The sequence below is a fragment of the Agarivorans sp. Z349TD_8 genome, from assembly GCF_050870825.2.
Classification (GTDB): domain Bacteria; phylum Pseudomonadota; class Gammaproteobacteria; order Enterobacterales; family Celerinatantimonadaceae; genus Agarivorans.
In genome coordinates this window covers 3,135,927-3,157,013 of the sequence record NZ_CP194037.2, presented here as the reverse complement: position 1 = coordinate 3,157,013, position 21,087 = coordinate 3,135,927, and the positions used below count along the sequence as shown (strand labels likewise).

The following is a 21,087-nucleotide window of genomic DNA, read 5'->3' as shown; positions in this document are numbered from 1 at the left end:
GACAGCCATCTCAACAGCAAATAACTAGACAGCCATCTCAACTAGCCAGAACTCGGTAATAGTCTAAACTATCAATAGTGTTTTTTTGGAGTTATTGCCATGCCTCGGTCAAGACAGTCGCAAGTGAGCTTATCGGATACACCTTATTATCACTGTGTTTCCCGCTGTGTTCGGCGGGCTTTTTTGTGCGGTAAAGACCAACACACAGGTAAAAGCTATGAGCACCGCCGCCAGTGGGTGGAAGATTATTTGCTGCAACTTACTGCGGTTTTTGCCATTGATGTCTGTGCTTATGCAGTTATGAGCAATCACACCCATGTGGTATTGCACATCAATAAGGCCAAAGCCGAAGCCTGGTCCATGGATGAAGTCTTGGAACGCTGGCATCGTTTGCACCAAGGCACCTTACTGACTCAGATGTATCTTAATTCTGAGTTACGTCCGAAGTTAAGTGAGGTGCAACTACAGGCCATTCACGCCACCGCCGAAGTGTATCGGACTCGCCTTTTTGATTTAAGCTGGTTTATGCGCCATTTGAATGAACATATTGCTCGAGCTGCCAATAAAGAAGACCAATGCACTGGGTGCTTTTGGGAAGGCCGTTTTAAATCACAAGCCTTACTCGATGAAGCAGCTCTTGCCGCCTGTATGGCCTATGTGGATTTAAACCCGGTTCGCTCAAATATGGCAAGTACGCCTGAAACCTCGGACCACACCAGTATCAAACAGCGCATTCAGCAAGCCAAACAAGGTCAGCAACCCAAGCCGCTAATGCCTTTTGTCGGTAACCCCAGAGAAACCATGCCCGAAGGTTTACCCTTTGAGCTCCAAGATTATCTGCAACTGGTAGAGCTCACCGGCCGCGTTATCAGAGAAGATAAACGTGGGTATATCGATGATGCACAAGCGCCCATTTTACAGCGCTTACAAATCGATGAAGAAAGCTGGTTAGCCTTGAGTACAGGCTTAGAGCATCACTTTGCCAGTGTGGTTGGGGCTGGGCATTCACTAGAACGCTACAAGCGTGAGCACAAGCAACAACGAATTAAAGGCATGGCAGCTGCCAAGCGCTGGCTGGAGCTAGGTTAAGAACTTACAGGTTAAATTTCATTAACTTGCGAGTGATTCAGGTTATCTAGAATCGCAGCGCTTGCCGTCTTGCTTGTTGCAGATTTTCGTTGTAAAAACGTGTATTAAGATTGCAATTTTCAGCATCAGGCTGCTTTTATGCGGATGAGAGATGATTTATATCGCTTGATGGTGGCGGATGAATATAAGCCTTTAGATGGCTGTCTCGGATAACTTCTCTCAGATAACTAGCCTTAAGATGGCTGTCTCAGATAACTTCTTAAGATGGCTGTCTCAGATAACTTCGTCTCGAATAACTTCGACAGCCTTGTTCAATGAACATTCCTTAAGTTGGAGCGGCGGCAGGTAAACATTGTAGGCCAATGAGAGTCTGTTCTACCGCTAAGGCTAGTGGTGTATGAGCTTCTTCACCGAGCTCTGCGAGCAGTTTGCTATTATTCATCTGAAGTGGCCGTTGCCATAAATAGCGCATTTCTAGTAGTTCTCTCATGGTGGCATTAAAAGGACTAATAAGCTTGACTACTCCCCAAGGAAAGCTGCGGATATTGGCTGTTTTACCACTATGTTGAAGAACTACATCGCGAATGGTCTCCACCATTTGGCGGCCGTTGGCGTCCCAGTGTCCAGCCATATGATATACCGCGAAGGCTTCAAGTTGGTGACGACGTTCTAATAGTTGTCGCATCACTTGGGCAACATCAGGTATATAAGACCATTGATGGCCAGTTCCCTTTTGGCTTGGATTATTGATTGTGCTTACCGCTTGGCCAGGTTTGATGAGTCCTTGGGAAAACCAGTTGTTACCCGGCTGGCCACCAAAAAAATCTCCAGCGCGTACAATGATGACTCGACCGCCATTTTGTGCATAGTTGAATAAACGCTGTTCTAGTTGGACTCTGATCCGCCCCTTACGCGTTTGCGGGTGCTGCGGTGTGTTTTCATCAATTTGTAAAGATACTTCTGGGCCAAAATTATAAACGGTGCCGGGCAATACGATGGTTGCGCCAACTTTTCTTGCTGCGGCAATGGTATTGTCTAACATTGGGAGTACCCATTTTTCCCAGTTTTTATAACCAGGAGGGTTTACCGCATGAATGATCACGTCACAGCCTTGGGCTGCAGCTTCGACTTGGCTTGCATTCAGTGCGTCACCTTTCATCCACTGGACCCCTGCTTGTGATTGCTTGGCGCGGCTTAAGTTTCTGGTCATGGCACACACTTGCCAGTTGGCGTGAAGTAGTTGTCGAGTGAGCTCCCCGCCAATCCCCCCGGTTGCGCCGAGCACTAATACTTTTGCTTGATTTGTCATTGTTTTGAACCTCTATTCATTTGATGGGGAGAGCATAGTATTATTGTTAGCTAAATGAAATTGAGCAAAACAAACGATCAGGTATGCATTTATGTATAGTGGCAATATTGACTGGGAACTCTATCGTTCATTTCTCGCTGTATTACAGCAGGGCTCCTTATCGGCAGCAGCGAGAGCATTAAACTCCACTCAACCCACCATCGGTCGGCATATTGCCGCTCTTGAGAAGGCACTGGAACTTAGCTTGTTTATCCGTTCTCCGGGCGGATTATTGGCTACCGATGCAGCCAAAGCACTACGCGGCCAGGTGGAAGTGATGGCGAGCACCGCTGCAGCAATAGAGCGAGTTGCTACAGGTCAACAGCAGGAGCTAGGTGGCGTGGTTCGAATTACCGCCAGTGAGGTGGTGGGGGTTGCCTTATTACCGGATATTATTACACCACTACAGCAGCAGTACCCAGGCTTAAAATTGGAGTTGGTATTATCGAGCCAAGCACAAGACTTACTGCATCGCGAAGCTGATATTGCGATTCGTATGTTTCGACCAAAGCAAACTCAACTGGTTGCTCGTAGAGTGGGCCACTCTGTATTAGCTTTACATGCAAGCCCTGCCTATCTTGAGCGCTTTGGCTACCCGGAGAGTGTTGAGGCGCTCGCCCAACATGCCATTATTGGTTTTGATTCATTGAGTGATTTTATTCGTAAATTGACTAAAAGTTTACCGCCAGAGCTTGACCGAGAAAACTTCGTTTTTAGTTGTGACAGTGATCTCGCACAATTAGCGTTGATTCGTGCAGGAGCTGGCATCGGGATCTGTCAGGCGATTTTGGCAAAAGGTGATGATAAATTGGTGCCTGTTTTAGCCGAAGCCTTTCAGCTAAAGATGGATGTATGGGTCACCATGCATGAAGACCTGCGTAACAGTCAGCCATGTGTGCGGGTATTTGAGGCTCTGGCTGATGGATTTAGGACTTATTTTCAATCATTTGACTAAACGCTGGCTAAGCTTGGCATGACCCTAGTGATGTGAGCGCCTTATTGCTTGCGCTTGAGGGGATGAGCAAACTTATAAAAAATTCTATGTATTTGATGATTAAAGGTATTATCTTGCTTTTTATCTGTCATGAGCTTCTAATTCATAATTAATCATTGGTTCCCCTCGGTGGTTTGCGCCTTTGCTATGAATGTCCGTTCATAGCTTAAGGGGGGATATGCTGCTAGGAGTGTATAGATGTTAACCCAATTTTGTCAGACATGTGGTGAACAAACTGAGCATCAACAGTTACTTAAACAAAAACCTTCCAAATATGGCACGACTAAAAAAGAACAAATAAAAGCCTTTATCGAAGGTTTTTTTGCTGGCCAAGCCAGCCCTGTTGGCGCTTCACTGGATCTCATAGACCGTTATTTGGTTTGCCAGAAGTGTGGTCGTAAAACGCTCGCAAACCAAGGTGATGAGTTTCAGTAATCACCCGATAATTCAGAGTCATTGAAGATAAACTGAGCCGCAATATGGCAATTAGCGAAACCCTGTTGATTAAGAATTCATGATGCCTGTTCAGATAGCTTGAAAGCTAGACTCTCCCCAGCATCGTAAAACCATGAATCATCCATCCTGATTTAGTGAGCGCTGGCTGTTCTTATCGAGTAGGGATTTGGTCAGCTGTATCATTGGTCAATCGAAGCCAGCGTATAGCAGCTGGCACGGTTTACTAAAATATAGCCATCATCTTGCGTTTTGAGTCGCTAAGAAAAGCGAATGAAAGGGATGGATGAACGATTCGTCATTAATTTTCTAACATCTCCTTTGCAGAGGTATCTGTTGCGGAATAAAACGAAAATACACTTAATACCGCTAAGCTCAAGCCAAATAGCAAATAGGGCAGAGAAGGAGAGAGTGTATAAATGAGAGTCGCAGCTAGTGGCGCAAGGCAAGTCCCCATCGCTTGCGCCGCACCTAGGCTTCCTGCCGCAACCCCTTGCTCTGAATTCGTCACTGCATTAGCCGCTAAAGTTTGTATAGAAGGAAATACCATGCCTAGCCCCACTGCAATAAGGGCATACACGGCCATAAGATGAATGGGAGTCGAGACCCAAAACATCAATACCATGGCTATCGCAGCGATTAATGTCCCAGTGCTTAACCACGTTTTCGGCTGAATATAAACTAACTTTGTAATGACTATTTGGGTGAATATAAGTGCAACTCCTACAGAGGCCATCGCTTGTGCCGATACTTTAGCCGCAGATTGATTGTCTAGGTGCAACACATCAAGACAAAAGAATCCCACTACGATTTGGCAAGTGATCACACAACTCATACTAATAAATGCACTTAACATGGGTAAGCGTAAACGAGGATCAAACAAGCGAACGGTCGCTTTGGGGGCTGCGCTTATCACTTGTGTCTGAGGGAGGCCAAAATAAACGATGAGTAAGGCTAACATTGCTAGAAACCCACCGAGAAATAAGGGGTGAGTTAAACCATCGCCAACAATAAAACTCGCCATGAGTGGGCCAAGAACCAAACCAAAGCCGTTGGATGCGCCCAACAATGCCATTTTGGGTCCTCGAGTTGCTGGTTCATAGTGATCGGCGATGAGTGCGCTATTTGCAACCGGAATGGCTGCAAAAAATCCCCCCATCATGCCTCTTAATACAATAAAAATCAGTAACATCACCCAAATTTCGTTGTGATTTTGCAACGAATATTCCGTAAAAATGGCCAAACCAAGGTAACTTAGAGTTAAACCTAAAGAGCCCCAGAGTAGAATTTTCTTTCGGCCTAAACGATCACTTTTTATTCCCCATGCTCGCGAAGTCATTAACCAAACAAAACCGGCCATTGTGACCATCAGGCCGCTTTGCCATTCAGGCATAGACAGCGCTCGACTGATAGGGCCGATCACCACAGCAAAAATTTGCATGGTCGCGGCGCATAGCATGCTAGCTAACAATAAAGGGAAAAGTTTGATTTGTTTATTCACGGTCTACCTCGAAATTGATTTAATCGAATTAAATGGTAAACAAGGGCAGAAGACCGAACTACTCAAAAAGGGATTATCGGAGGGGGGAATGATACTCTATTCTCAATCGACCACGTTTAAGCGCGATAAGACCGAGGGCTTTGACCAAAGTATTTTTTAAAAGCCACTGAAAAATGCCCATGATTGTTGCATCCAACTTGTCCCGCGATATCAATAATGGGGTGATTAGATTCGAGCATAAGGCGCGCTGCTTTGCGCATTCTCAGACTAAGTAAATACTGACCAACCGTTTGTTGGGTGATGGTTTTGAAACCTTTTTTAAGTTTAAAGTCATTTAAGCCAACACGATGAGCTAAGTTTTTTAATGAAGGTGGCTCCTGCATTTCTTGCTCTAATATGTATTTCACCATTTGTAATTTTTGTATGTCCTGTGAATTCAGCACAAGTCGACTTTCATCGATACAATAGCGAATTGCAATCTCATCTAATACAGCACTAAGCAAGTCTTGAATCAGTTCATCATGGTCACGAGTAAGATCTTGAGTTTGATTACAATAAGTGAGTAATTGCGTGATATGTGAGTTAATCGTTCCAGACAACAATATTGGTTCAGGGCTAGGGTTAAGAATATTTTGAAACAACTTGTGCAAACCTAAGCGCTCATCTTGTAAAACAAAATTACGCCAATAAGGTAGTTTAATATGAAGCCCATAGCTGAGATTTAGTTGATGAGCAGCATACTCTGAAAAGCCACATGATTCCGGTGAAAAACTTAAACAAAATTTACCCGCGAAAAAATGTTCGGGGTGTTTCCAACTCTGCATTTTAGAGTGTGATATTCCTTTTTGCATAAAGAAAATAGACACATAAAATGCCCCTAACAGACTGCTTCTTTCAATACGAGTAAATTGCTTAAAAAAGACCTGATTGCGACTAAATGCGACATCGTCGGACAAGTGCTTAGAGTAAAAACTCAAGGCACCAGCGGGATTACAAACCTTAAATTTTAAACCAGTACTTTGATGATGAAATAATGGTTCTACATCTTGATGACCAATGACAATACGTTCCACTTGGTTAACCCATGATAAAAGGGGATCTCATTATTCATCAAAATAGACTCAAACAAAAGTAGTTCTCATTTCTATTTGTTTTGGGTGTCGTTCAGGTTTAATACCTAAAACATAATAGAAATAAACAACAGATGTATGGACACACCGATGACTGCAAGCACCGCTCCTATGCTCCCAGTTAAGCCTTACATCGCTTCCTAAATGGCGGTTTTTAGTCTTACAAGCTTTTAAAAGGCGATGATTAAACTCAGGTTTTAGGCAAATCAACGGTTAAGAGTCTGGTTTAGCTGGGGGACATAAAAGTTGGGTGTTTTTGCGCGTAAATTCTATCATGAGTTCAATTTTCAATCGCTTGGGTAATTTTTTACCGCTTGTGCTGATTTGAGTCATGTTGATATGAGGGTGGTATTTTAAGCACGTAACGCTTGTCGTGGTTTTGCTAAAAGAGCCTGCAAAAACTGAGTTGTTGGTGAGTCAGCTCTGACATGCTTGTTCCCAGTAAGTCGATTGCGGCGATGATTTCATTTCTGAATGTAGTGCTCACTAACAAGCCGGCCCCATACTTATCTGCGAAATAACTTTAATTATTTAAATAGTTAACCTATGTTTTTTGGGTGTCTACGTATAGTCGTTTCTACGTATAGTAAGGTGTCGAATTAGACTTGAGTCAGATGAAGTAAAGGCAGCTTGGTTTTGATGCGCTTCGATAGTGCCAATTTGTCATTGCTTGTCATCGTGATTGCGGAGCTTAAAGCTTATTGAATTTTGGCTGTTAAATAATTGTTTGATTCAAGCGTGGCCGGATGTGCAATTGCTTGCCAAGACATATTACTTGCTTGATGGCCGGGCTTCACGAGAGGAGCGATAAGCGACAGCGATAAAACATCACATCTAAGTTTATGAGATTGATACATATAGCAATTTTATTATTTGTTTTATTCCTGTTTTAGCTGGTTCTCGATAATTTTTATGAAATATTTTTTCAAATAATACTTTGTTTTTACGCGTGTTAATTAAATTGCGCATTTTGCTGGTAGATTTAACATTAACACTTGTCATACCAGTTATGTTACGCTTGATTTTTTTTTGAGGTGCAGGTGACTATTAGAGTTCTACGACCATGTTAGGGATCACCGATTTTTGGTTGTTTGTGGGATCTGGGATTTTGCTAAATATGCTTCCCGGACCGGATTCTCTTTATGTTGTGGCTCGAGCGTCAAGCCAAGGCTTGAAAGCGGGATCAGTGGCGGCCTTGGGAATTGGTTGTGGGACTTTTGTACACATTTTTGCTGCGGCTTTTGGTTTGTCTGCTATATTAGCCAGCTCAGCTACAGCCTTTACGCTGATAAAAATACTTGGTTGTCTTTATCTATTGTTGATGGGCTTAACCATGATATTCACCAAAGCTAATATTGTCACCAAGGAATGTGCGTTACCAGACAGCGGTTATTTGAAAATTTTCCGCATGGGTTTTTTAAGTAACAGTTTGAACCCTAAAGTGGCCTTGTTTTTCTTGGCTTTTGTCCCCCAGTTTATTGCCTCTAACGCCGACAATAAAGCCTTGGCATTTTTGGTTCTGGGTTTAGTGTTCAATCTCAATGGAATGATTTGGTGTCATTTACTGGCTTGGTGCAGTGTGGTGATTCGTGACAAGGTACGGGTGAGTGACCAGTTTAGAGACTGGCTTAATCGTTGCCTTGGCGGTTTATTTATGTGGTTTGGGATCCGTCTAGCGCTCGCTAAAATCAGTTAGTTAATGCAAGCCGTTTGGTTTGTATTCAAGGAAGTATATGCATCGTTCTAAAAAGCAATTGTTGTTAATGATGGCATTTTTAATGCCTTTTAGTTTTTCCATTTGGATGGTTTTACTGAATAATTTTGCGATTGAAGTGGCTCAGTTTAGTGGACGCGAAATTGGGATCTTACAAAGCTTACGTGAAGTACCTGGTTTCCTATCCTTTACCGCCATCTTTGTTTTGTTGTTACTTAAAGAGCAAACCTTTGCCTTGTTAAGTTTATTGATCTTGGCGATTGGGATTAGCTTAACTGGCTTTTTCCCAAGTGTGTACGGTTTGTACTTTACCACGGTGCTGATGTCGGTCGGGTTTCATTATTTCGAAACAGTGAACCAATCACTTACCTTACAATGGGTCCCAAAATCTGAAACCCCCGAATTCATGGGAAAAGCAATTGCGGTGCGCGGCGCGGCGGCAGTGCTTGCTTATAGTCTATTATGGAGTTTATTGGAATATAGTGACCTTGCCTATTCCAGTTTATATGCCATGTTTGGTGGACTTACAATTTTGGCGATCTTATTGATTGCTTTACGTTTTCCACATTACACCGCCGAGCACGAACAACATAAAACGCTGATTTTGCGTTCTCGCTACTGGCTGTTTTATACCTTGGTGTTTCTGAGCGGTGCGCGCCGCCAAATATTTGTGGTATTTGCGGGCTTTTTAATGGTCGAAAAGTTTGGTTATTCGGTATCCGATATCGCGCTGTTGTATTTGGTCAATCAAGTCTTAAATATCTTTTTTGCAGGGAAAATCGGTCGTTTAATTGGGCGTGTAGGCGAACGTAAAGCACTCATCATAGAGTACAGTGGGTTATTCTTTGTGTTTGCAGGCTATGCCTTGGTTGAGCAAGCCGAATGGGCCGCAACGTTATATGTGATTGACCATCTATTCTTTGCTATGGCGATTGCGATAAAAAGTTACTTTCAAAAAATTGCAGCGCCCGCCGATATCGCGAGTACTGCTGGGGTGAGTTTTACGATTAATCATATTGCAGCGGTGGTATTACCCGCCTTGTTAGGATTTATTTGGTTATATTCACCTTCTATGGTGTTTTGGTGTGGTGCAGTGATTGCGATTTTATCGCTGATGTTTGCTTTATTGGTGCCTCGCCATCCCACACCCGAATACGAAACCTTACTGATTGCTAAAGTGAAGCATTCAGTGGTTAGTGAGTAACGCAATTGTGAGCTTAGGGTTGTTGGTGTCGATAATAAAGTTGATAGGGATCTAAATAATGCTAGAGCACTTATTGGAACGAATAAACCAAGAAGAGTTCGAGGTTCTATCTCATGACATTAAGTATGCGCTGTTAGAGCATCGTAAATGGTCCCATAAAATTGGTATGGCCTTGGTATTACGTCAACCGATGCACGAGCAAGACTTTGTCGCCGATGATGCGCACTCACATTGTTCCTTTGGTCGCTGGATGAAACATGTCTTGGAAGATGAGCAATTTCATCAACAGGCATTTTTTAATATTGATGACGTTCACCAACAGTTACATGATTGCGCTAAAGTATTGTTGAGTCATTTGGCTAAACGAGGGGAAATTTCTCCTGCCGATCTAGAGTGCTTCTTTCAAATTCAAAACGAGTTTGTGGATATGGTGCTGATGATTTTTGAGTTTTCGGTGATTCATAAGCACCAGTTTGACGACACCACCAAGCTAATGAACCGACGCACTCTTGATATTGTGCTGACTAATGAAAAGCATCGTATGCAACGTGTCATCGGCTCAAATTGTTGCATTGTATTGGCCGATATCGATAAGTTTAAAGATTTCAATGACACTTATGGACATGATGTTGGTGACTTGGTTTTAGCACATACCGCTTCGTTATTTCGCGAGTCAATTCGACGCCATGATACCGTCGCCCGATTTGGTGGTGAAGAGTTTCTATTTATGATGCCTGAAATGAAGCTTGAAGAGGCGACGCAAGTGATTGAAAGAATTAGGTTGAAATTGGCGGAGTCGTCGATTGTACATCAGGGGCGAGAGCTTGGGGTGACAGCCTCGTTTGGAGTGACTCAGCTCAGCCCGTATTATGATATTAAAGATTCGATTAAGTGTGCCGATTTGGCTTTATATGAGGCCAAACGGGCTGGAAGAAACTGCACCGTGATATTAGATGTGGAAGAATTAACCAAGAATATTGAAGTGATTGATCTTGCGAACTTAGATGCTAAATATGTGATTCAAGAATTCTGTTTAAAAGCGAAATAGATATGATTTTGGTGCTTGATGGCGGTTAAGGTCCCGCCGTCGCATACTCTTAATCGTTAATACTTCGCTTAACTTGGTGCTCTATTTAAGAAAACTTAAGTGGCTTTATGCCTTCATACGCGATGCTTTATCTGCTACACCAAGATGGCGATAATGCTACCGACGGTACCGATGGCTTTCAGCACTTGCCCAGCGGTATAGGCACCATCTTCTGTCTCTTCTACTTCGTTAGGTTTATCCATACCTAACACGCCATAACCAAAAGATGTGATAGTACTAGGTTCTGAATCGCTGCTCTTGGTCTCAACTTTATTTTGTTCAAGCTTGGCTGGCCCATCGTTGGCGACTGACAGCTGTGGTTTAGCAGATTCCATGTTGTTGTTCTGTTTTGCTTGCATGGCCGCATTCACTAGATATGCGTTATTGGCTCCGCCTACAGGGGCTATCGACATGAATTGACTCTCCTTTCGATTCTTTTCAACAACTTAGTTATCGACCGCTTGGCAATTAAATTAAGTGATAATTTTACCAATTTAACTTAATTGTACTGTGCCCTCAACCACGCAATAAGTCTTGCGGAACAAAGCTGCGATATGACAAATATTATTGTAGTCTCTAACCAGATAAATGACATGTCTAATCCACTAATTTGTTAGCGTGATCATAAGCTAATGACTTATATATCCTATACTTTTTTATTTAATGAAGGAGCTGAAAACTGATACCAGATCATGGTTAAGCTGAGAGCCATTTGTCGAATCTAGCGTGCCGTTCCGGGCCCCCTTTTTACAAGGGGGGCAATGTTGTTGTGTTTTATAATGGCTTGGTTGAGGTTGATTTTATCGTAATACCCAAGGGACCGCGGTAAACCACCAAGGCGATCCCAAGCAAGAAGGCGCTGCAAGCCACCCATTGCGTAGGATTAAGTTGTTCCCCATAGACTAAGTAGCCGCTAAATAAGGCAAATACAGAGACCAGTAGCGTAAACGGTGCCATAAGACTCATAGGATATTTGAGTAACATTTTGTTCCAGACCCAATAACCAAATACGGTAGTGGGGTAGGCTTGAAATAGTACCGATAACCATGCCTTGCTGGTCCAATGTTGATAGCTGGTTGCGAGCACATCAACTCCATTAATGAGCACGCTTAAAGCGAGTAGTGGTAGTGGCGCAAACAATATTCCCCAAATGTTAAACGCAAAAGGTGCAGTCGTCCCCGATTGTTTCATAATCACCCCGGCGAGCGGCCAGCAAATAGCCGATATTGAGATCAATAGAATGCCGAGTAGTGTGACATTGCCATTGGTGTAGAGGAGCGATACGATTAATCCGAGCAGGGAAATGCCAATGCCCAACTTCATTCGTGAAGAGATTCGTTCTTTGTAAAACCAAACGCCAGCGAATACGCTAGTCAGCACATCGGTTTGCAATAGCACAGAGGCCATTCCTGAAGATAAGCCAAAGGTGATGGCGCAAGAAGCCATACCCCAGACTCCAGTGCCAAAAACCAGGCCATAGGCGATTAAATGGCGCCAAGCAACCTCAGGCCTTTTAATAAATAAAATCAGCGGGAAAGTTGCACACAAGAAGCGCATTGCAGCAACCAATAGCGGATCGATCTCGCTGACCCCCAGTTTGATCATCGAGAAATTAAATCCCCATATGGCCATCACGCTTAGGCTTAACAATAAATCCCTTAGTTTCATCTGGCTTTATCCCTTATCGATATTTATCGCTAGTGTCACTTGTTGAATAAAACAAGTACAGATACAATTATTTATCATATATAGGGTACAGTTAGGCTGGCTATGGCAAAATATAAGCAAATCGCTCGACAATTTATTGATGATATTGAAGCAGGCAAGTTGAGTGCTGGAGTGAAAATGCCCTCGCTACGCCGGTTGGCCAATCAGCAAAGCATTAGTATGACCACCGCGGTGAGTTGTTATCAAGAGCTGGAAGCTCTAGGCTGGTTAGTTGCTCGTCCCCAAGCTGGCTTTTTTGTGAGTGCCCGAAGCCAAAATTTGCGGCAACCAGATTGGCAAGGATTTACGAGCAAGGTGGCTAAACCTAGAGTTCAAGCGCATCGCTCGCAGGTGCCAGATGGTCCTTTGGGAAGAGCGCAATTGGCGATAGATGACAGTACGCTGCAATTGGTAAATAAAAGCCTTCGAGCCGCGATTCGACAAACCAGTGCGTTGTTTGGTGATTATCCAGCGCGACAAGGTGAGCCGGTGTTAAGGCAGGTTTTGGCCGAACATTTTACTCAAAATGGCTTGCTACTGAAGGCCGAAGAGTTGGTGATTACGCACGGTTGTATGGATGCGGTGCGCCGAGCTTTGGAAGTTTGTACTCAGCCGGGCGATTCGGTGGCGATAAGCTCGCCCTGTTATGACGGCTTGCTGGACTTATTGTCAGTGCTGGGGCTACAAATTGTTGAGCTTCCTTCACTCAAAGAGGGGATTGATTTAGCCCAATTAGAAGCGCATTTACAACAGGGGACAGTGCAAGCGGGTTTATTCTGTACTAGCCATATGAACCCGCAGGGGATCACCATGTCTGTTGAGCAGAAGCAACGCTTGGCGAGGCTTGCTGCAGATTATAAAACCCCTATGATTGAAGATGACATATACTTGGAGCTGTCTCACCAAACTCAAATGCCACTGCCAGCCAGCTATTATGATCAATCGGGTTATATGCTCTGGTGTGGTTCGGTTTCAAAAACCTTGTCAGCCAGTCTTCGTGTTGGATGGTGCCGTCCTGGTCGTTATCGACAGGCGTTTATCGAACGAAGTTTTGGGGTGTCGACCATACTCCAATTTGCGTTAGCTGATTTCATTGACAAAGGGGATTACGCTAAACATATGAAGCGAGTACGTTATCAGCTTCAGCAACAAAAACAGCACTACCTTGCCTACCTGACTCAGCACTTACCTCCGTCGAGTCGCATCACCGCTCCTGATGGTGGCTTAGTATTATGGTTGCAGATCCCGGGGTTAGATCCTCAGAAACTAATAAAGCTTGCTCAAGGTGCTCAATTGGATATTCGCGTCGGCCAGCTGTTTACTGCATCGCAACGTTATCAAGACTGCTTAAGGCTTAATATGGGTTGGCCACTAGATCAAAACCTAAAGCAACAACTCGATAGATTGATGGCAATCATGGGTCATAGTGTGCATTGCTAATTAAATTGCAAGCCACTTAAGGATTCTGTTGATTTCACGGTAATGATGACGCTGTTGTCAGTCTATTTTGTTTGATTGCTTAATTCACGGCGAATATGTTCGATGCGTTGGCGATTTACTCCAAAATCATAATATCCGAGGCGCGCTGCGGAGCGAACATGGATTAGGATTTGTTCGTTTTGTTGAGCAAGCAGATAGAACTCAAGATCATCGACAAAGCCAAATAATGCGGAGTGAAATTCTACTCGCAGGTAGTTGGTTTGTTGAGTCACTATATGGCTACGCTTCTCGGCTTTGAGGATCTGTAGTAAACGCTGTTGTGCCTGCAGCATCGTTCCTTGGTAAACTAAAGGCTGAATATAGTTGCCATCGTTTGCCGCTTGGCTGATTACGCAGTTAGGCGAATCGGGACAGGCTTGCAGCAGTTGTTGATGCACGCCAAGCATTGGTGCGCTACCCGAGCAGGCAGTGAGTAGCCATAGGCTTGGCAGTAGGCAGAACACTTGTTTCTTCATCCCTGATCCCTTTTATTTAGCTCAAAAGCATTGCCAGTCGATGCGATTAAGCGGTTCGTATTGCGATGGGATGATCTGGTTTGAGTTGTAATAGATCCCAACGGTTTCCATATAGATCTTCAAACACAGCGACTAAGCCATAATCTTGCTGCTTGGGTTGACGTATAAACTGAATACCATCATCGAGCATACGCTGATAATCTCGCCAAAAATCATCGGTATTTAAAAACAAGAATACTCGTCCACCGGCCTGATTGCCGATAAAATCCTGTTGTTCCGGCTTTGAGGCTTTGGCCAGTAACAAACTTACTCCCTGAGAGTTTGGCGGCGCAACCACCACCCAACGTTTATCTTGTTCGGCTTGATAGCTATCTTCGAGTAACTCAAATTTTAGTTTGTTGACGTAAAAATCGATGGCTTCGTCATAGTCTTTCACGACCAAGGCGATATGAACGATACTCTGCTTCAAAATGAATTCCGTGCTGCTAGGAGAGATATCAAAGCATAGCTTATTTGGTGCTGTCCTGCTCAATATTTATCTTTTTAACTAATTGAAATAACAGAACATAAGTGTATTAATCTGAAGATGTTCAAAGTATTGGCAAACTGAGCGACAGGCATAGAAAAGAGTAACCGGGTGGTTACTCTTTGAGAAAAATCTACTCAGCTTGATTGGCGAAATAGACGGAAAAACAGTAAAACACAAGCCCAACGGCGATAACGCCTAACATCCAATAGGTCGTTTGATCCATGCTTTAATCTCCCTTGAACATGTTAAAAACTTTGGTGATGGTGACCGAACAAATCACGATGATCATGATGACGCAAAATGCGTTTAAGGTCAGTGTGGTGGCGATATTCATAGTACTTCTCCTTCGATAATCGTAGGGACATCAGATTTGGCAAAGAGCGGTTTGTCGCTGTGTTTGACTAAACCAAATAAAATCAGGGTGCTTAGTGAGGCAACAATGGCTACCAGGTGAGCATTTTCGAGAACGCCCATTGCTGGGAAGAGTTCAACAATGGCGTTTTTTAGCGGTGTAATAGACCATGCGCAGTTAACCGCCCAAGACCATACGACAACGGTAAAGGCTGCAGAAGCATTACGTTTCCAAAACAAACCGGCCAAGATAATAAAGAATAACGGGACTAACCAAGCAAATAACCAAGTAATCGCCTTAATCACATTGGGTTGGTTGAATAAAGTGAGTCCAGCAGAAATGATTCCAATAATCAGGATGATAGCTTGGATCATCTGCTTTTCTTTTAACGGGCTCAGTGGTTTTTTACTATTGGCACCAACAATATCTTTGGCAAAAATAGTTGCGGGTGCGAGCGCAGACATGGCAAAGGTGGATAATAAGGCTCCTAAAAATCCTGCTTGTACTAATACCACTAACCACGTTGGCAGTAATTTTACCACCATGGTTGCCCCCGCAAGTTTAGGTCCTAATTCGGAAAACTCTGGAATGGTGGCTGCAGCTAAACCGCATAATACAGGGAACACCCCAAACAACCCGTTAATAGGGGCGGCTATCCATAATGAGCGACGAATGGTACGCTCATCTTTGGCCGACATCGCCGCTGCCATCCCTTGCTGATTAACCGATTGAGCGAAAACCACAGAGAAAATCGCGGCTAAAGCAAAGCCAAACAATAGATCGGGGGTCGCAAAGATGCTTAATTTAAATGTTTCACCGTGTTCTACATAGTATTGCTGTACGCCTTCCCACCCCCCAGGAAGGGCAAATGTAAGGTAACAGCCAGCTAAGATGATTGAGCCATACATGATCACCGCATTGACTAAGTTCACCCACATGGTTTGTTTGATGCCACCCATCATCACATACGCTGTGCCAATTGCAGCACCAACAACCGCCGACCAGCCGAGAGACCAACCACTAATGGCGGAAATACCTATGCCCATTGTTTGTGTTTCTAAGGTTACCAAACCAAACACCACCATTGCTCCAACACAAGCGGTAATCGTTCGTAGTTGTTTGCCGTACATGGTACCAATCAGTTCGGGAATGGTAGAGCAGCCTAGGCGACGCACCCAGCGGCCAGTGCCAAGGCAGATTACACACATCAGAATGGTGTGCGCAAAGCTGAACCACAGCGCTACAGCCCCAACGCTAAACGACATTTCCATTAAACCGTAGACATGCGCCGAGCCCAAGTAAGTAATGGCCAAGGTTATAGAAAACATCGCAAGATTTGCATCTCGTCCGCCGTTTGCCATATCCATTACCACACCAGACTGTCTTTCTTGTTTATTCAGGTATAATCCTATGCCACCGATAACGACCACATTGTAGATTATTACCATGATTAAAACGGTATTCATTTCTTACCCCTTGTTTCACGTTTATAATGTTTTTTTTATTATCAACTATTCATATAAATAGTTTTTTAAGATGATCACTTTTATAAAATTGTTTTATTTCATCCATGGGAATGGTTTTTTCATGGGTGGTGATCGCTACTTCATTTCATTTATTTTTTCTCTGTTTCTAGAGAGTAGGAAGTCTTTAAATAATTTAGTTGAATGGGTCATGAATCGTTGTGGTAAATAATAAATGTTTAAAAACCAATCATCTGTGTCATAATCGGGGAGTAAACGAACTAAGCGTCCTTCATTAATGTGTCTGGTGACGATGAATTCGGGAAGGTAGGTAATCCCAGATGAGCGTAGGCAGGCCGATAGCATCATTTTTGCGTCAGACAATTCGACATATTTTTCTAGTTTTATTGGAACCGCCTCATTATTGTCTTTATAGATCCAAATGTTTTGGTTTTGCAGTGCTTTAGAATAAAGGCAACGGTGATTTCTTAATTCGTCAAGAACCAATGGTTCTCCATTTTTTCGAATATACTCTGGCGAGGCTACCGTAATAAATTTTTGAGTGAGTAAGTTTCGCCGAACTAATAGAAGATCGGCATCTTTGCTTTTGGCGTTGCCTGATATGGCCGAAATAATAAAATCGTGATCTTTGTAATGTTCCATGCCGCGGGGCGTGACGGTGAGTTGCACATTCACCAAAGGGTTATCTTCCAAAAATTCGCTGACGATTGGCATCACCACATTTTCAGCATAAATTGGGGTACAACAGACACGTATATTGCCTCGTGTTTCGGTGGTGAAATGGGTTAGTTCGTTGATCATTAAATTAATATCATCGGTAATTTCAGAAAATTTACTGTATAGAAAATTGCCGGCTTCGGTTAATCGTTCATTGGGATTATTTCGTTGGTATAAACTAATGCCTAGATCTAATTCTAAGTCATTCAACCAACGCGAACCGGTACTGGTTGATATATTTAGTGTTTCAGCTGCTTTGGTGATGGAACCAGCATTTATCAGTTCAATAAAAAATAACATTCTTACAAGTTGTTGTGGGTCAATGTTATTTGCTTGGTTGTGTGTGCAGCCTTTTTTAAAGTTTTCATCTAACATAATGTTCTCGAGTTATTAAATGGTTAGACGTATCTTATTGAACTTAACTGTTGTACTTAATCATCCATGTTCATTATTGAGCTCTAGCTCTAAAAATGGGGAGTTTAATTAAAATACCTCCCCAATAGGCATCGTATAAATCGAGTGACTTAAGACGAATAGTTTTTCCAGCTTGGGAAGTTAGCTTTGTTTAACTTAAGGATCTGTCGCGCTTCATCAGGAGTCGCAATTTGTAAGTCGTTACAGGCAAGCATGCGCTGAGTGCGCTCAACAAATTCAACATTCGATTTTGCCAATTGGCCTTTACGGTAGTACACGTTGTCTTCCATACCGACTCGTATGTGACCGCCAAGTGCAATACAAGCGTTGATAATTGGCAAATGGCCTCGTCCAATACCTAATCCGCCCCAAGTGAAGTTGCTTCCCCAGTGACGACGTACTTCATCGAGCATTTGCAGTAAGATGTGCACTTCGGCAGGTGAGCCACCAGGCGCTCCGAGCACAAATTGAAAGTGAGGTGTTAAAAATGGGTTGTGTACTTCCGGTTGACCTTCCTGTTGGGCTTTTTGGTTTTGTTTGTTGATGCTGTTGCGATAAAACAACACGTTATGGATCATGCCAATGTCGAAAATTTCTATTTCAGGGGTGACCTGAACTAAAGGCATTTGTTGTGCGAGTTTACCTAGAAAAACCGGATTATTTTCAAAAATACAGCTGTGAGCCCAATTCATGGTACCCGCATCAAAGGTGGCGATTTCAGGGCGTAATTCCTGGAAAGGTAGCATACGCACTTCATCTTCAAGACCCAGCCCTCCAGATGTGGTCAAGTTGATGACGATGTCGCATTTAGCTTCTCGGATATATTGAACGGTTTCACGAAACGCATTGATATCCATCGATGCATTTTGCTGTGTATCACGCACATGAATATGCGCAATAGATGCCCCTGCAGCATGGCAAGCGATGATCTCGTCGGCTTGTTCACGTGGTGTCACAGGGACGTCAGGAAACATCTCTTTCTTCGGCCATGCACCAGTACACGCGACGGTTAATATTCTTTTGTTTTGTAAACTCATGATTAAATTTCCCTTCATTTTGTCCTCCTGACCCAAATTCAAGGTGCACTGAAGCAAACAAGCAATGTTGTCTATTTCGTATACCTTGTTTTGGGTGTGGAGAAGTGAGTGTTAGTTAGGTCGTTTCACAATAACGGCAACTCCCTGGCCACCGCCGATACATAAGGTGGCAAGGCCATGCTCTTGTTTACGCTTGACCAGTTCATTGACCAGCGTTACCAAGATGCGAGCACCTGAAGCACCAATTGGATGGCCAAGTGCGATGGCACCACCGTTGACGTTGGTGATGCTTGGATCAAGATCAAGACCTCTTGTTACGGCGAGCGCTTGGGAGGCGAAGGCCTCATTTGCTTCGACTAATTGGATGTCGCGAATGTTTAAACCCGCGTTTTGTAGCGCTTTTGAACTCGCAGGAACAGGGGCATACCCCATGGTTTGAGGATCGACACCGGCAGAAGCTTGGGCGACAATTTCAACCAAAGGTTGTAGTTTTAGTTCAGCTGCTTTTTGCTTACTCATCAGAACTAATGCCGCTGCGCCATCGTTTAAGCCCGAGGAATTTGCAGCGGTAACCGTACCGGAACCATCTTTGATAAAGGCCGGTTTCGGTTTCGAAATACTGCCTAAGCTTGAATCAAAGCGTGGAAATTCATCGTTATCAACCACCACATCGCCTTTACGTGAAGGGATCACGACTGGGGCGATTTCATCTTTAAATCGTCCCGATGTGATTGCCGCTTCTGCTCGGTTTTGCGACTGAAGGGCGAAGCGGTCTTGCTCTGCACGTGAGATATCGTACTGTTTGGCAAGGTTCTCGGCAGTGATGCCCATATGGAATCCGCCAAATGCATCGGTTAAGCCATCACACAGCATGGTATCGGTTAACTTTGCATGGCCCGCTTTGATGCCGATACGATGGGATTGCAATAAGTGACCAGCATTCGACATCGACTCCATTCCACCAGCAACCACTATATCGACCTCACCAGTACGAATTTGATTGGCTGCTTCCATCACTGCTTTTAAACCCGAACCACAGACCATTGACACGAGACTGGCAGTTTTTTCATCGGGGATCCCAGCTAATTTGGCGACTTGCCGAGCCGGATTTTGTCCTAGGCCTGCAGAAAGCACATTTCCTAAAACCACATGGTCAACTTGCTCAGGTCGTATGCCTGCCGCTTCAATCGCCGCTTTGACCGCGACAGTGCCAAGTTCTATCGCCGATACATTCACAAATGCACCGAGATAGCTACCAATTGCAGTGCGTTTGGCACTTACAATGACTACATCTTTCATATTTGTAACCTCAAAAAAAGATCCCACTGCTACCTCACTCTAGGCAAGAGCGCATTGCTCATCCCCTGAGCAGAGGGATCAAACTCGATATTAGTGATCGCCAAATGGATAGACACGATCGGCAACTGGATTGACTTGGTTGTCATCAATGATGGCCATCAGGCGAGTCATCGAACCGTCACCGCAGTAAAGGTTTAACGGTGTGCCAATAATGGTGCAGCGTTTGCCTGCAATTTTTGCCACATTACCGCCAACGTTTTCCCAGCCAACTTTACCGTTGCCTAGTAATAATTTATGGCAGGGTTCCCATACACCGTTGCACAGGCCTTTCGATTCAACTAAGCCATACAGATCTTGGTATGCAGCTTCGCCATGGATTTCTTTATACAGCTCACGATCAAAGTGGGCGTATTCCTCAATTCCAAATTTGGCAATATATTCTTCTTTGAGTGGTAAACCGGAATAGCCTTCCAGATTCATTGAAAGATGTCCGGCGCACTTCTCTGCAATAGAGGTATGCAGTGGGTGGTCAAGGGCTTGTTGGTCAACTCCCAGCGCTTTAATGTCGTGGCGTACACACCAGTGGCCCACTGATGCACCGACGCCAGTGGCATAATGGTAGTATTGTTTGCTGTCGTCCCATTTCTGAGCCATGCCGGTATATATGATGACAATCATTCCTTGTAGCTCTTGATGCGTGACGCCGGTCTTAGCCAATGCTTCATCTAGATGTTCGGCTTTGATCAGGGTCCATTGCTCAAGGTGAGAAAGGTCCAGGCATACGGCGTCGCCGCAATAGGCACTGAGTTCCATTTCATGGGTATAGCGAGCTCGCCGACCATCAAACTCAGTTTCAATCACATGACGGGGGGAGTCTGCGTGGGTACCGCAGTGCATTGGCATTTTAAAATACTGGGTCAGAACCCCTGATTTTGCTAAGCCGTGTGCTCGAGAGACTTCTGGCTGAGGAAAATAAGGCCACTGTGGTGATTGGTTGCCAATTGGGTGAGACAAATCAACAATGGTTTTACCCTTAAAAAAGTTATGGTTGGACATCTTGTTTCTCCGTTAAA

The 21,087-nt window shown here is 43.9% G+C and carries 19 protein-coding genes; 7 read left to right on the top strand and 12 right to left on the bottom strand.

All coding sequences use genetic code 11. The annotated features are described in order from the left end of the window. Window positions 1-99 precede the first annotated feature (99 nt). Window positions 100-1,089, top strand: coding sequence for a transposase (locus tag ACRRS1_RS14175; protein ID WP_432467533.1), 990 nt, complete (start codon window positions 100-102; stop codon window positions 1,087-1,089). 325 nt (window positions 1,090-1,414) lie between these two features. Here the strand turns inward: ACRRS1_RS14175 and ACRRS1_RS14170 are convergent, their stop codons facing one another. After that, the gene (locus ACRRS1_RS14170; protein WP_432467534.1) at window positions 1,415-2,398 is read right to left on the bottom strand and encodes an NAD(P)H-binding protein; all 984 of its coding nucleotides are present in this window, start codon (window positions 2,396-2,398) and stop codon (window positions 1,415-1,417) included. Window positions 2,399-2,489: 91 nt separating this feature from the next. Between ACRRS1_RS14170 and ACRRS1_RS14165 the strand changes: the two genes are divergently transcribed. After that, window positions 2,490-3,392: a LysR family transcriptional regulator gene (locus ACRRS1_RS14165; protein WP_432467536.1), complete on the top strand. Its 903-nt coding sequence runs from the start codon at window positions 2,490-2,492 to the stop codon at window positions 3,390-3,392. A gap of 237 nt (window positions 3,393-3,629) precedes the next feature. After that, window positions 3,630-3,866: a hypothetical protein gene (locus ACRRS1_RS14160; RefSeq protein WP_432463541.1), complete on the top strand. Its 237-nt coding sequence runs from the start codon at window positions 3,630-3,632 to the stop codon at window positions 3,864-3,866. A 319-nt stretch (window positions 3,867-4,185) separates the two neighbouring features. On the opposite strand, the gene ACRRS1_RS14155 is transcribed toward ACRRS1_RS14160, so the two are convergent. Together ACRRS1_RS14155 and ACRRS1_RS14150 are read right to left on the bottom strand one after the other, a co-directional pair. Beyond that, window positions 4,186-5,385 (bottom strand): MFS transporter, encoded by a 1,200-nt coding sequence (locus ACRRS1_RS14155; protein WP_432452532.1) that lies wholly within the window; start codon window positions 5,383-5,385, stop codon window positions 4,186-4,188. A 116-nt stretch (window positions 5,386-5,501) separates the two neighbouring features. Continuing rightward, window positions 5,502-6,458 carry a helix-turn-helix transcriptional regulator gene (locus tag ACRRS1_RS14150; RefSeq protein WP_432452533.1) on the bottom strand — a complete coding sequence of 319 codons (957 nt, stop codon included), beginning with the start codon at window positions 6,456-6,458 and terminating at the stop codon, window positions 5,502-5,504. Window positions 6,459-7,578: 1,120 nt separating this feature from the next. Here ACRRS1_RS14150 and ACRRS1_RS14145 point away from each other — a divergent pair. Genes ACRRS1_RS14145 through ACRRS1_RS14135 form a run of 3 tightly spaced genes read left to right on the top strand, consistent with a single transcriptional unit; the run spans window position 7,579 to window position 10,481 of the window. Next, window positions 7,579-8,211 (top strand): LysE family translocator, encoded by a 633-nt coding sequence (locus ACRRS1_RS14145; RefSeq protein ID WP_432467538.1) that lies wholly within the window; start codon window positions 7,579-7,581, stop codon window positions 8,209-8,211. Between the two features lie 37 nt (window positions 8,212-8,248). Next, entirely contained in the window at window positions 8,249-9,433 is a 1,185-nt protein-coding gene (locus ACRRS1_RS14140; protein ID WP_432452535.1) for an MFS transporter, read from the top strand. Window positions 9,434-9,491: 58 nt separating this feature from the next. Next, entirely contained in the window at window positions 9,492-10,481 is a 990-nt protein-coding gene (locus ACRRS1_RS14135) for a diguanylate cyclase (protein WP_432467540.1), read from the top strand. Window positions 10,482-10,615: 134 nt separating this feature from the next. On the opposite strand, the gene ACRRS1_RS14130 is transcribed toward ACRRS1_RS14135, so the two are convergent. Then, window positions 10,616-10,933 carry a hypothetical protein gene (locus tag ACRRS1_RS14130; RefSeq protein ID WP_432452537.1) on the bottom strand — a complete coding sequence of 106 codons (318 nt, stop codon included), beginning with the start codon at window positions 10,931-10,933 and terminating at the stop codon, window positions 10,616-10,618. A 361-nt stretch (window positions 10,934-11,294) separates the two neighbouring features. Then, on the bottom strand, window positions 11,295-12,188 hold the full coding sequence (locus ACRRS1_RS14125) for an EamA family transporter (protein WP_432467542.1): 894 nt from the start codon (window positions 12,186-12,188) through the stop codon (window positions 11,295-11,297). A gap of 102 nt (window positions 12,189-12,290) precedes the next feature. On the opposite strand from ACRRS1_RS14125, the gene ACRRS1_RS14120 reads away from it, so the two are divergent. Continuing rightward, a complete protein-coding gene (locus tag ACRRS1_RS14120) occupies window positions 12,291-13,667 on the top strand; it encodes a PLP-dependent aminotransferase family protein (RefSeq protein ID WP_432467544.1) in 1,377 nt (458 codons plus the stop codon). 62 nt (window positions 13,668-13,729) lie between these two features. Here the strand turns inward: ACRRS1_RS14120 and ACRRS1_RS14115 are convergent, their stop codons facing one another. The 7 genes from ACRRS1_RS14115 to ACRRS1_RS14085 all read right to left on the bottom strand — a co-directional run bounded on the left by ACRRS1_RS14115 (window position 13,730) and on the right by ACRRS1_RS14085 (window position 21,070). Then, complete coding sequence (locus ACRRS1_RS14115; RefSeq protein ID WP_432467545.1) at window positions 13,730-14,182, bottom strand: DUF1499 domain-containing protein; 453 nt, start codon at window positions 14,180-14,182, stop codon at window positions 13,730-13,732. A gap of 46 nt (window positions 14,183-14,228) precedes the next feature. Next, window positions 14,229-14,651 carry a VOC family protein gene (locus tag ACRRS1_RS14110; RefSeq protein ID WP_432459683.1) on the bottom strand — a complete coding sequence of 141 codons (423 nt, stop codon included), beginning with the start codon at window positions 14,649-14,651 and terminating at the stop codon, window positions 14,229-14,231. 390 nt (window positions 14,652-15,041) lie between these two features. Further along, window positions 15,042-16,529, bottom strand: coding sequence for a sodium:solute symporter family protein (locus ACRRS1_RS14105; RefSeq protein WP_432452542.1), 1,488 nt, complete (start codon window positions 16,527-16,529; stop codon window positions 15,042-15,044). Between the two features lie 135 nt (window positions 16,530-16,664). Further along, window positions 16,665-17,639, bottom strand: a complete 975-nt coding sequence (locus ACRRS1_RS14100; protein ID WP_432463532.1) for a LysR family transcriptional regulator — start codon at window positions 17,637-17,639, stop codon at window positions 16,665-16,667. A gap of 149 nt (window positions 17,640-17,788) precedes the next feature. Next, window positions 17,789-18,733: a 3-keto-5-aminohexanoate cleavage protein gene (locus ACRRS1_RS14095; RefSeq protein WP_432452544.1), complete on the bottom strand. Its 945-nt coding sequence runs from the start codon at window positions 18,731-18,733 to the stop codon at window positions 17,789-17,791. Between the two features lie 93 nt (window positions 18,734-18,826). Then, window positions 18,827-20,014 carry an acetyl-CoA C-acetyltransferase gene (locus ACRRS1_RS14090; RefSeq protein ID WP_432459681.1) on the bottom strand — a complete coding sequence of 396 codons (1,188 nt, stop codon included), beginning with the start codon at window positions 20,012-20,014 and terminating at the stop codon, window positions 18,827-18,829. A gap of 90 nt (window positions 20,015-20,104) precedes the next feature. Continuing rightward, on the bottom strand, window positions 20,105-21,070 hold the full coding sequence (locus tag ACRRS1_RS14085) for a cyclase family protein (RefSeq protein ID WP_432452546.1): 966 nt from the start codon (window positions 21,068-21,070) through the stop codon (window positions 20,105-20,107). Between the last annotated feature and the right edge of the window lie 17 nt (window positions 21,071-21,087).

Excerpts from the sequence above, each read along its gene's own strand:
- ACRRS1_RS14175 (WP_432467533.1), top strand. The coding sequence starts at position 100 with ATGCCTCGGTCAAGACAGTCGCAAGTGAGCTTATCGGATACACCTTAT.
- ACRRS1_RS14170 (WP_432467534.1), bottom strand. The coding sequence starts at position 2,398 with ATGACAAATCAAGCAAAAGTATTAGTGCTCGGCGCAACCGGGGGGATT.
- ACRRS1_RS14165 (WP_432467536.1), top strand. The coding sequence starts at position 2,490 with ATGTATAGTGGCAATATTGACTGGGAACTCTATCGTTCATTTCTCGCT.
- ACRRS1_RS14160 (WP_432463541.1), top strand. The coding sequence starts at position 3,630 with ATGTTAACCCAATTTTGTCAGACATGTGGTGAACAAACTGAGCATCAA.
- ACRRS1_RS14145 (WP_432467538.1), top strand. The coding sequence starts at position 7,579 with ATGTTAGGGATCACCGATTTTTGGTTGTTTGTGGGATCTGGGATTTTG.
- ACRRS1_RS14140 (WP_432452535.1), top strand. The coding sequence starts at position 8,249 with ATGCATCGTTCTAAAAAGCAATTGTTGTTAATGATGGCATTTTTAATG.
- ACRRS1_RS14135 (WP_432467540.1), top strand. The coding sequence starts at position 9,492 with ATGCTAGAGCACTTATTGGAACGAATAAACCAAGAAGAGTTCGAGGTT.
- ACRRS1_RS14130 (WP_432452537.1), bottom strand. The coding sequence starts at position 10,933 with ATGTCGATAGCCCCTGTAGGCGGAGCCAATAACGCATATCTAGTGAAT.
- ACRRS1_RS14125 (WP_432467542.1), bottom strand. The coding sequence starts at position 12,188 with ATGAAACTAAGGGATTTATTGTTAAGCCTAAGCGTGATGGCCATATGG.
- ACRRS1_RS14120 (WP_432467544.1), top strand. The coding sequence starts at position 12,291 with ATGGCAAAATATAAGCAAATCGCTCGACAATTTATTGATGATATTGAA.
- ACRRS1_RS14115 (WP_432467545.1), bottom strand. The coding sequence starts at position 14,182 with ATGAAGAAACAAGTGTTCTGCCTACTGCCAAGCCTATGGCTACTCACT.
- ACRRS1_RS14105 (WP_432452542.1), bottom strand. The coding sequence starts at position 16,529 with ATGAATACCGTTTTAATCATGGTAATAATCTACAATGTGGTCGTTATC.
- ACRRS1_RS14100 (WP_432463532.1), bottom strand. The coding sequence starts at position 17,639 with ATGTTAGATGAAAACTTTAAAAAAGGCTGCACACACAACCAAGCAAAT.
- ACRRS1_RS14095 (WP_432452544.1), bottom strand. The coding sequence starts at position 18,733 with ATGAAGGGAAATTTAATCATGAGTTTACAAAACAAAAGAATATTAACC.
- ACRRS1_RS14090 (WP_432459681.1), bottom strand. The coding sequence starts at position 20,014 with ATGAAAGATGTAGTCATTGTAAGTGCCAAACGCACTGCAATTGGTAGC.
- ACRRS1_RS14085 (WP_432452546.1), bottom strand. The coding sequence starts at position 21,070 with ATGTCCAACCATAACTTTTTTAAGGGTAAAACCATTGTTGATTTGTCT.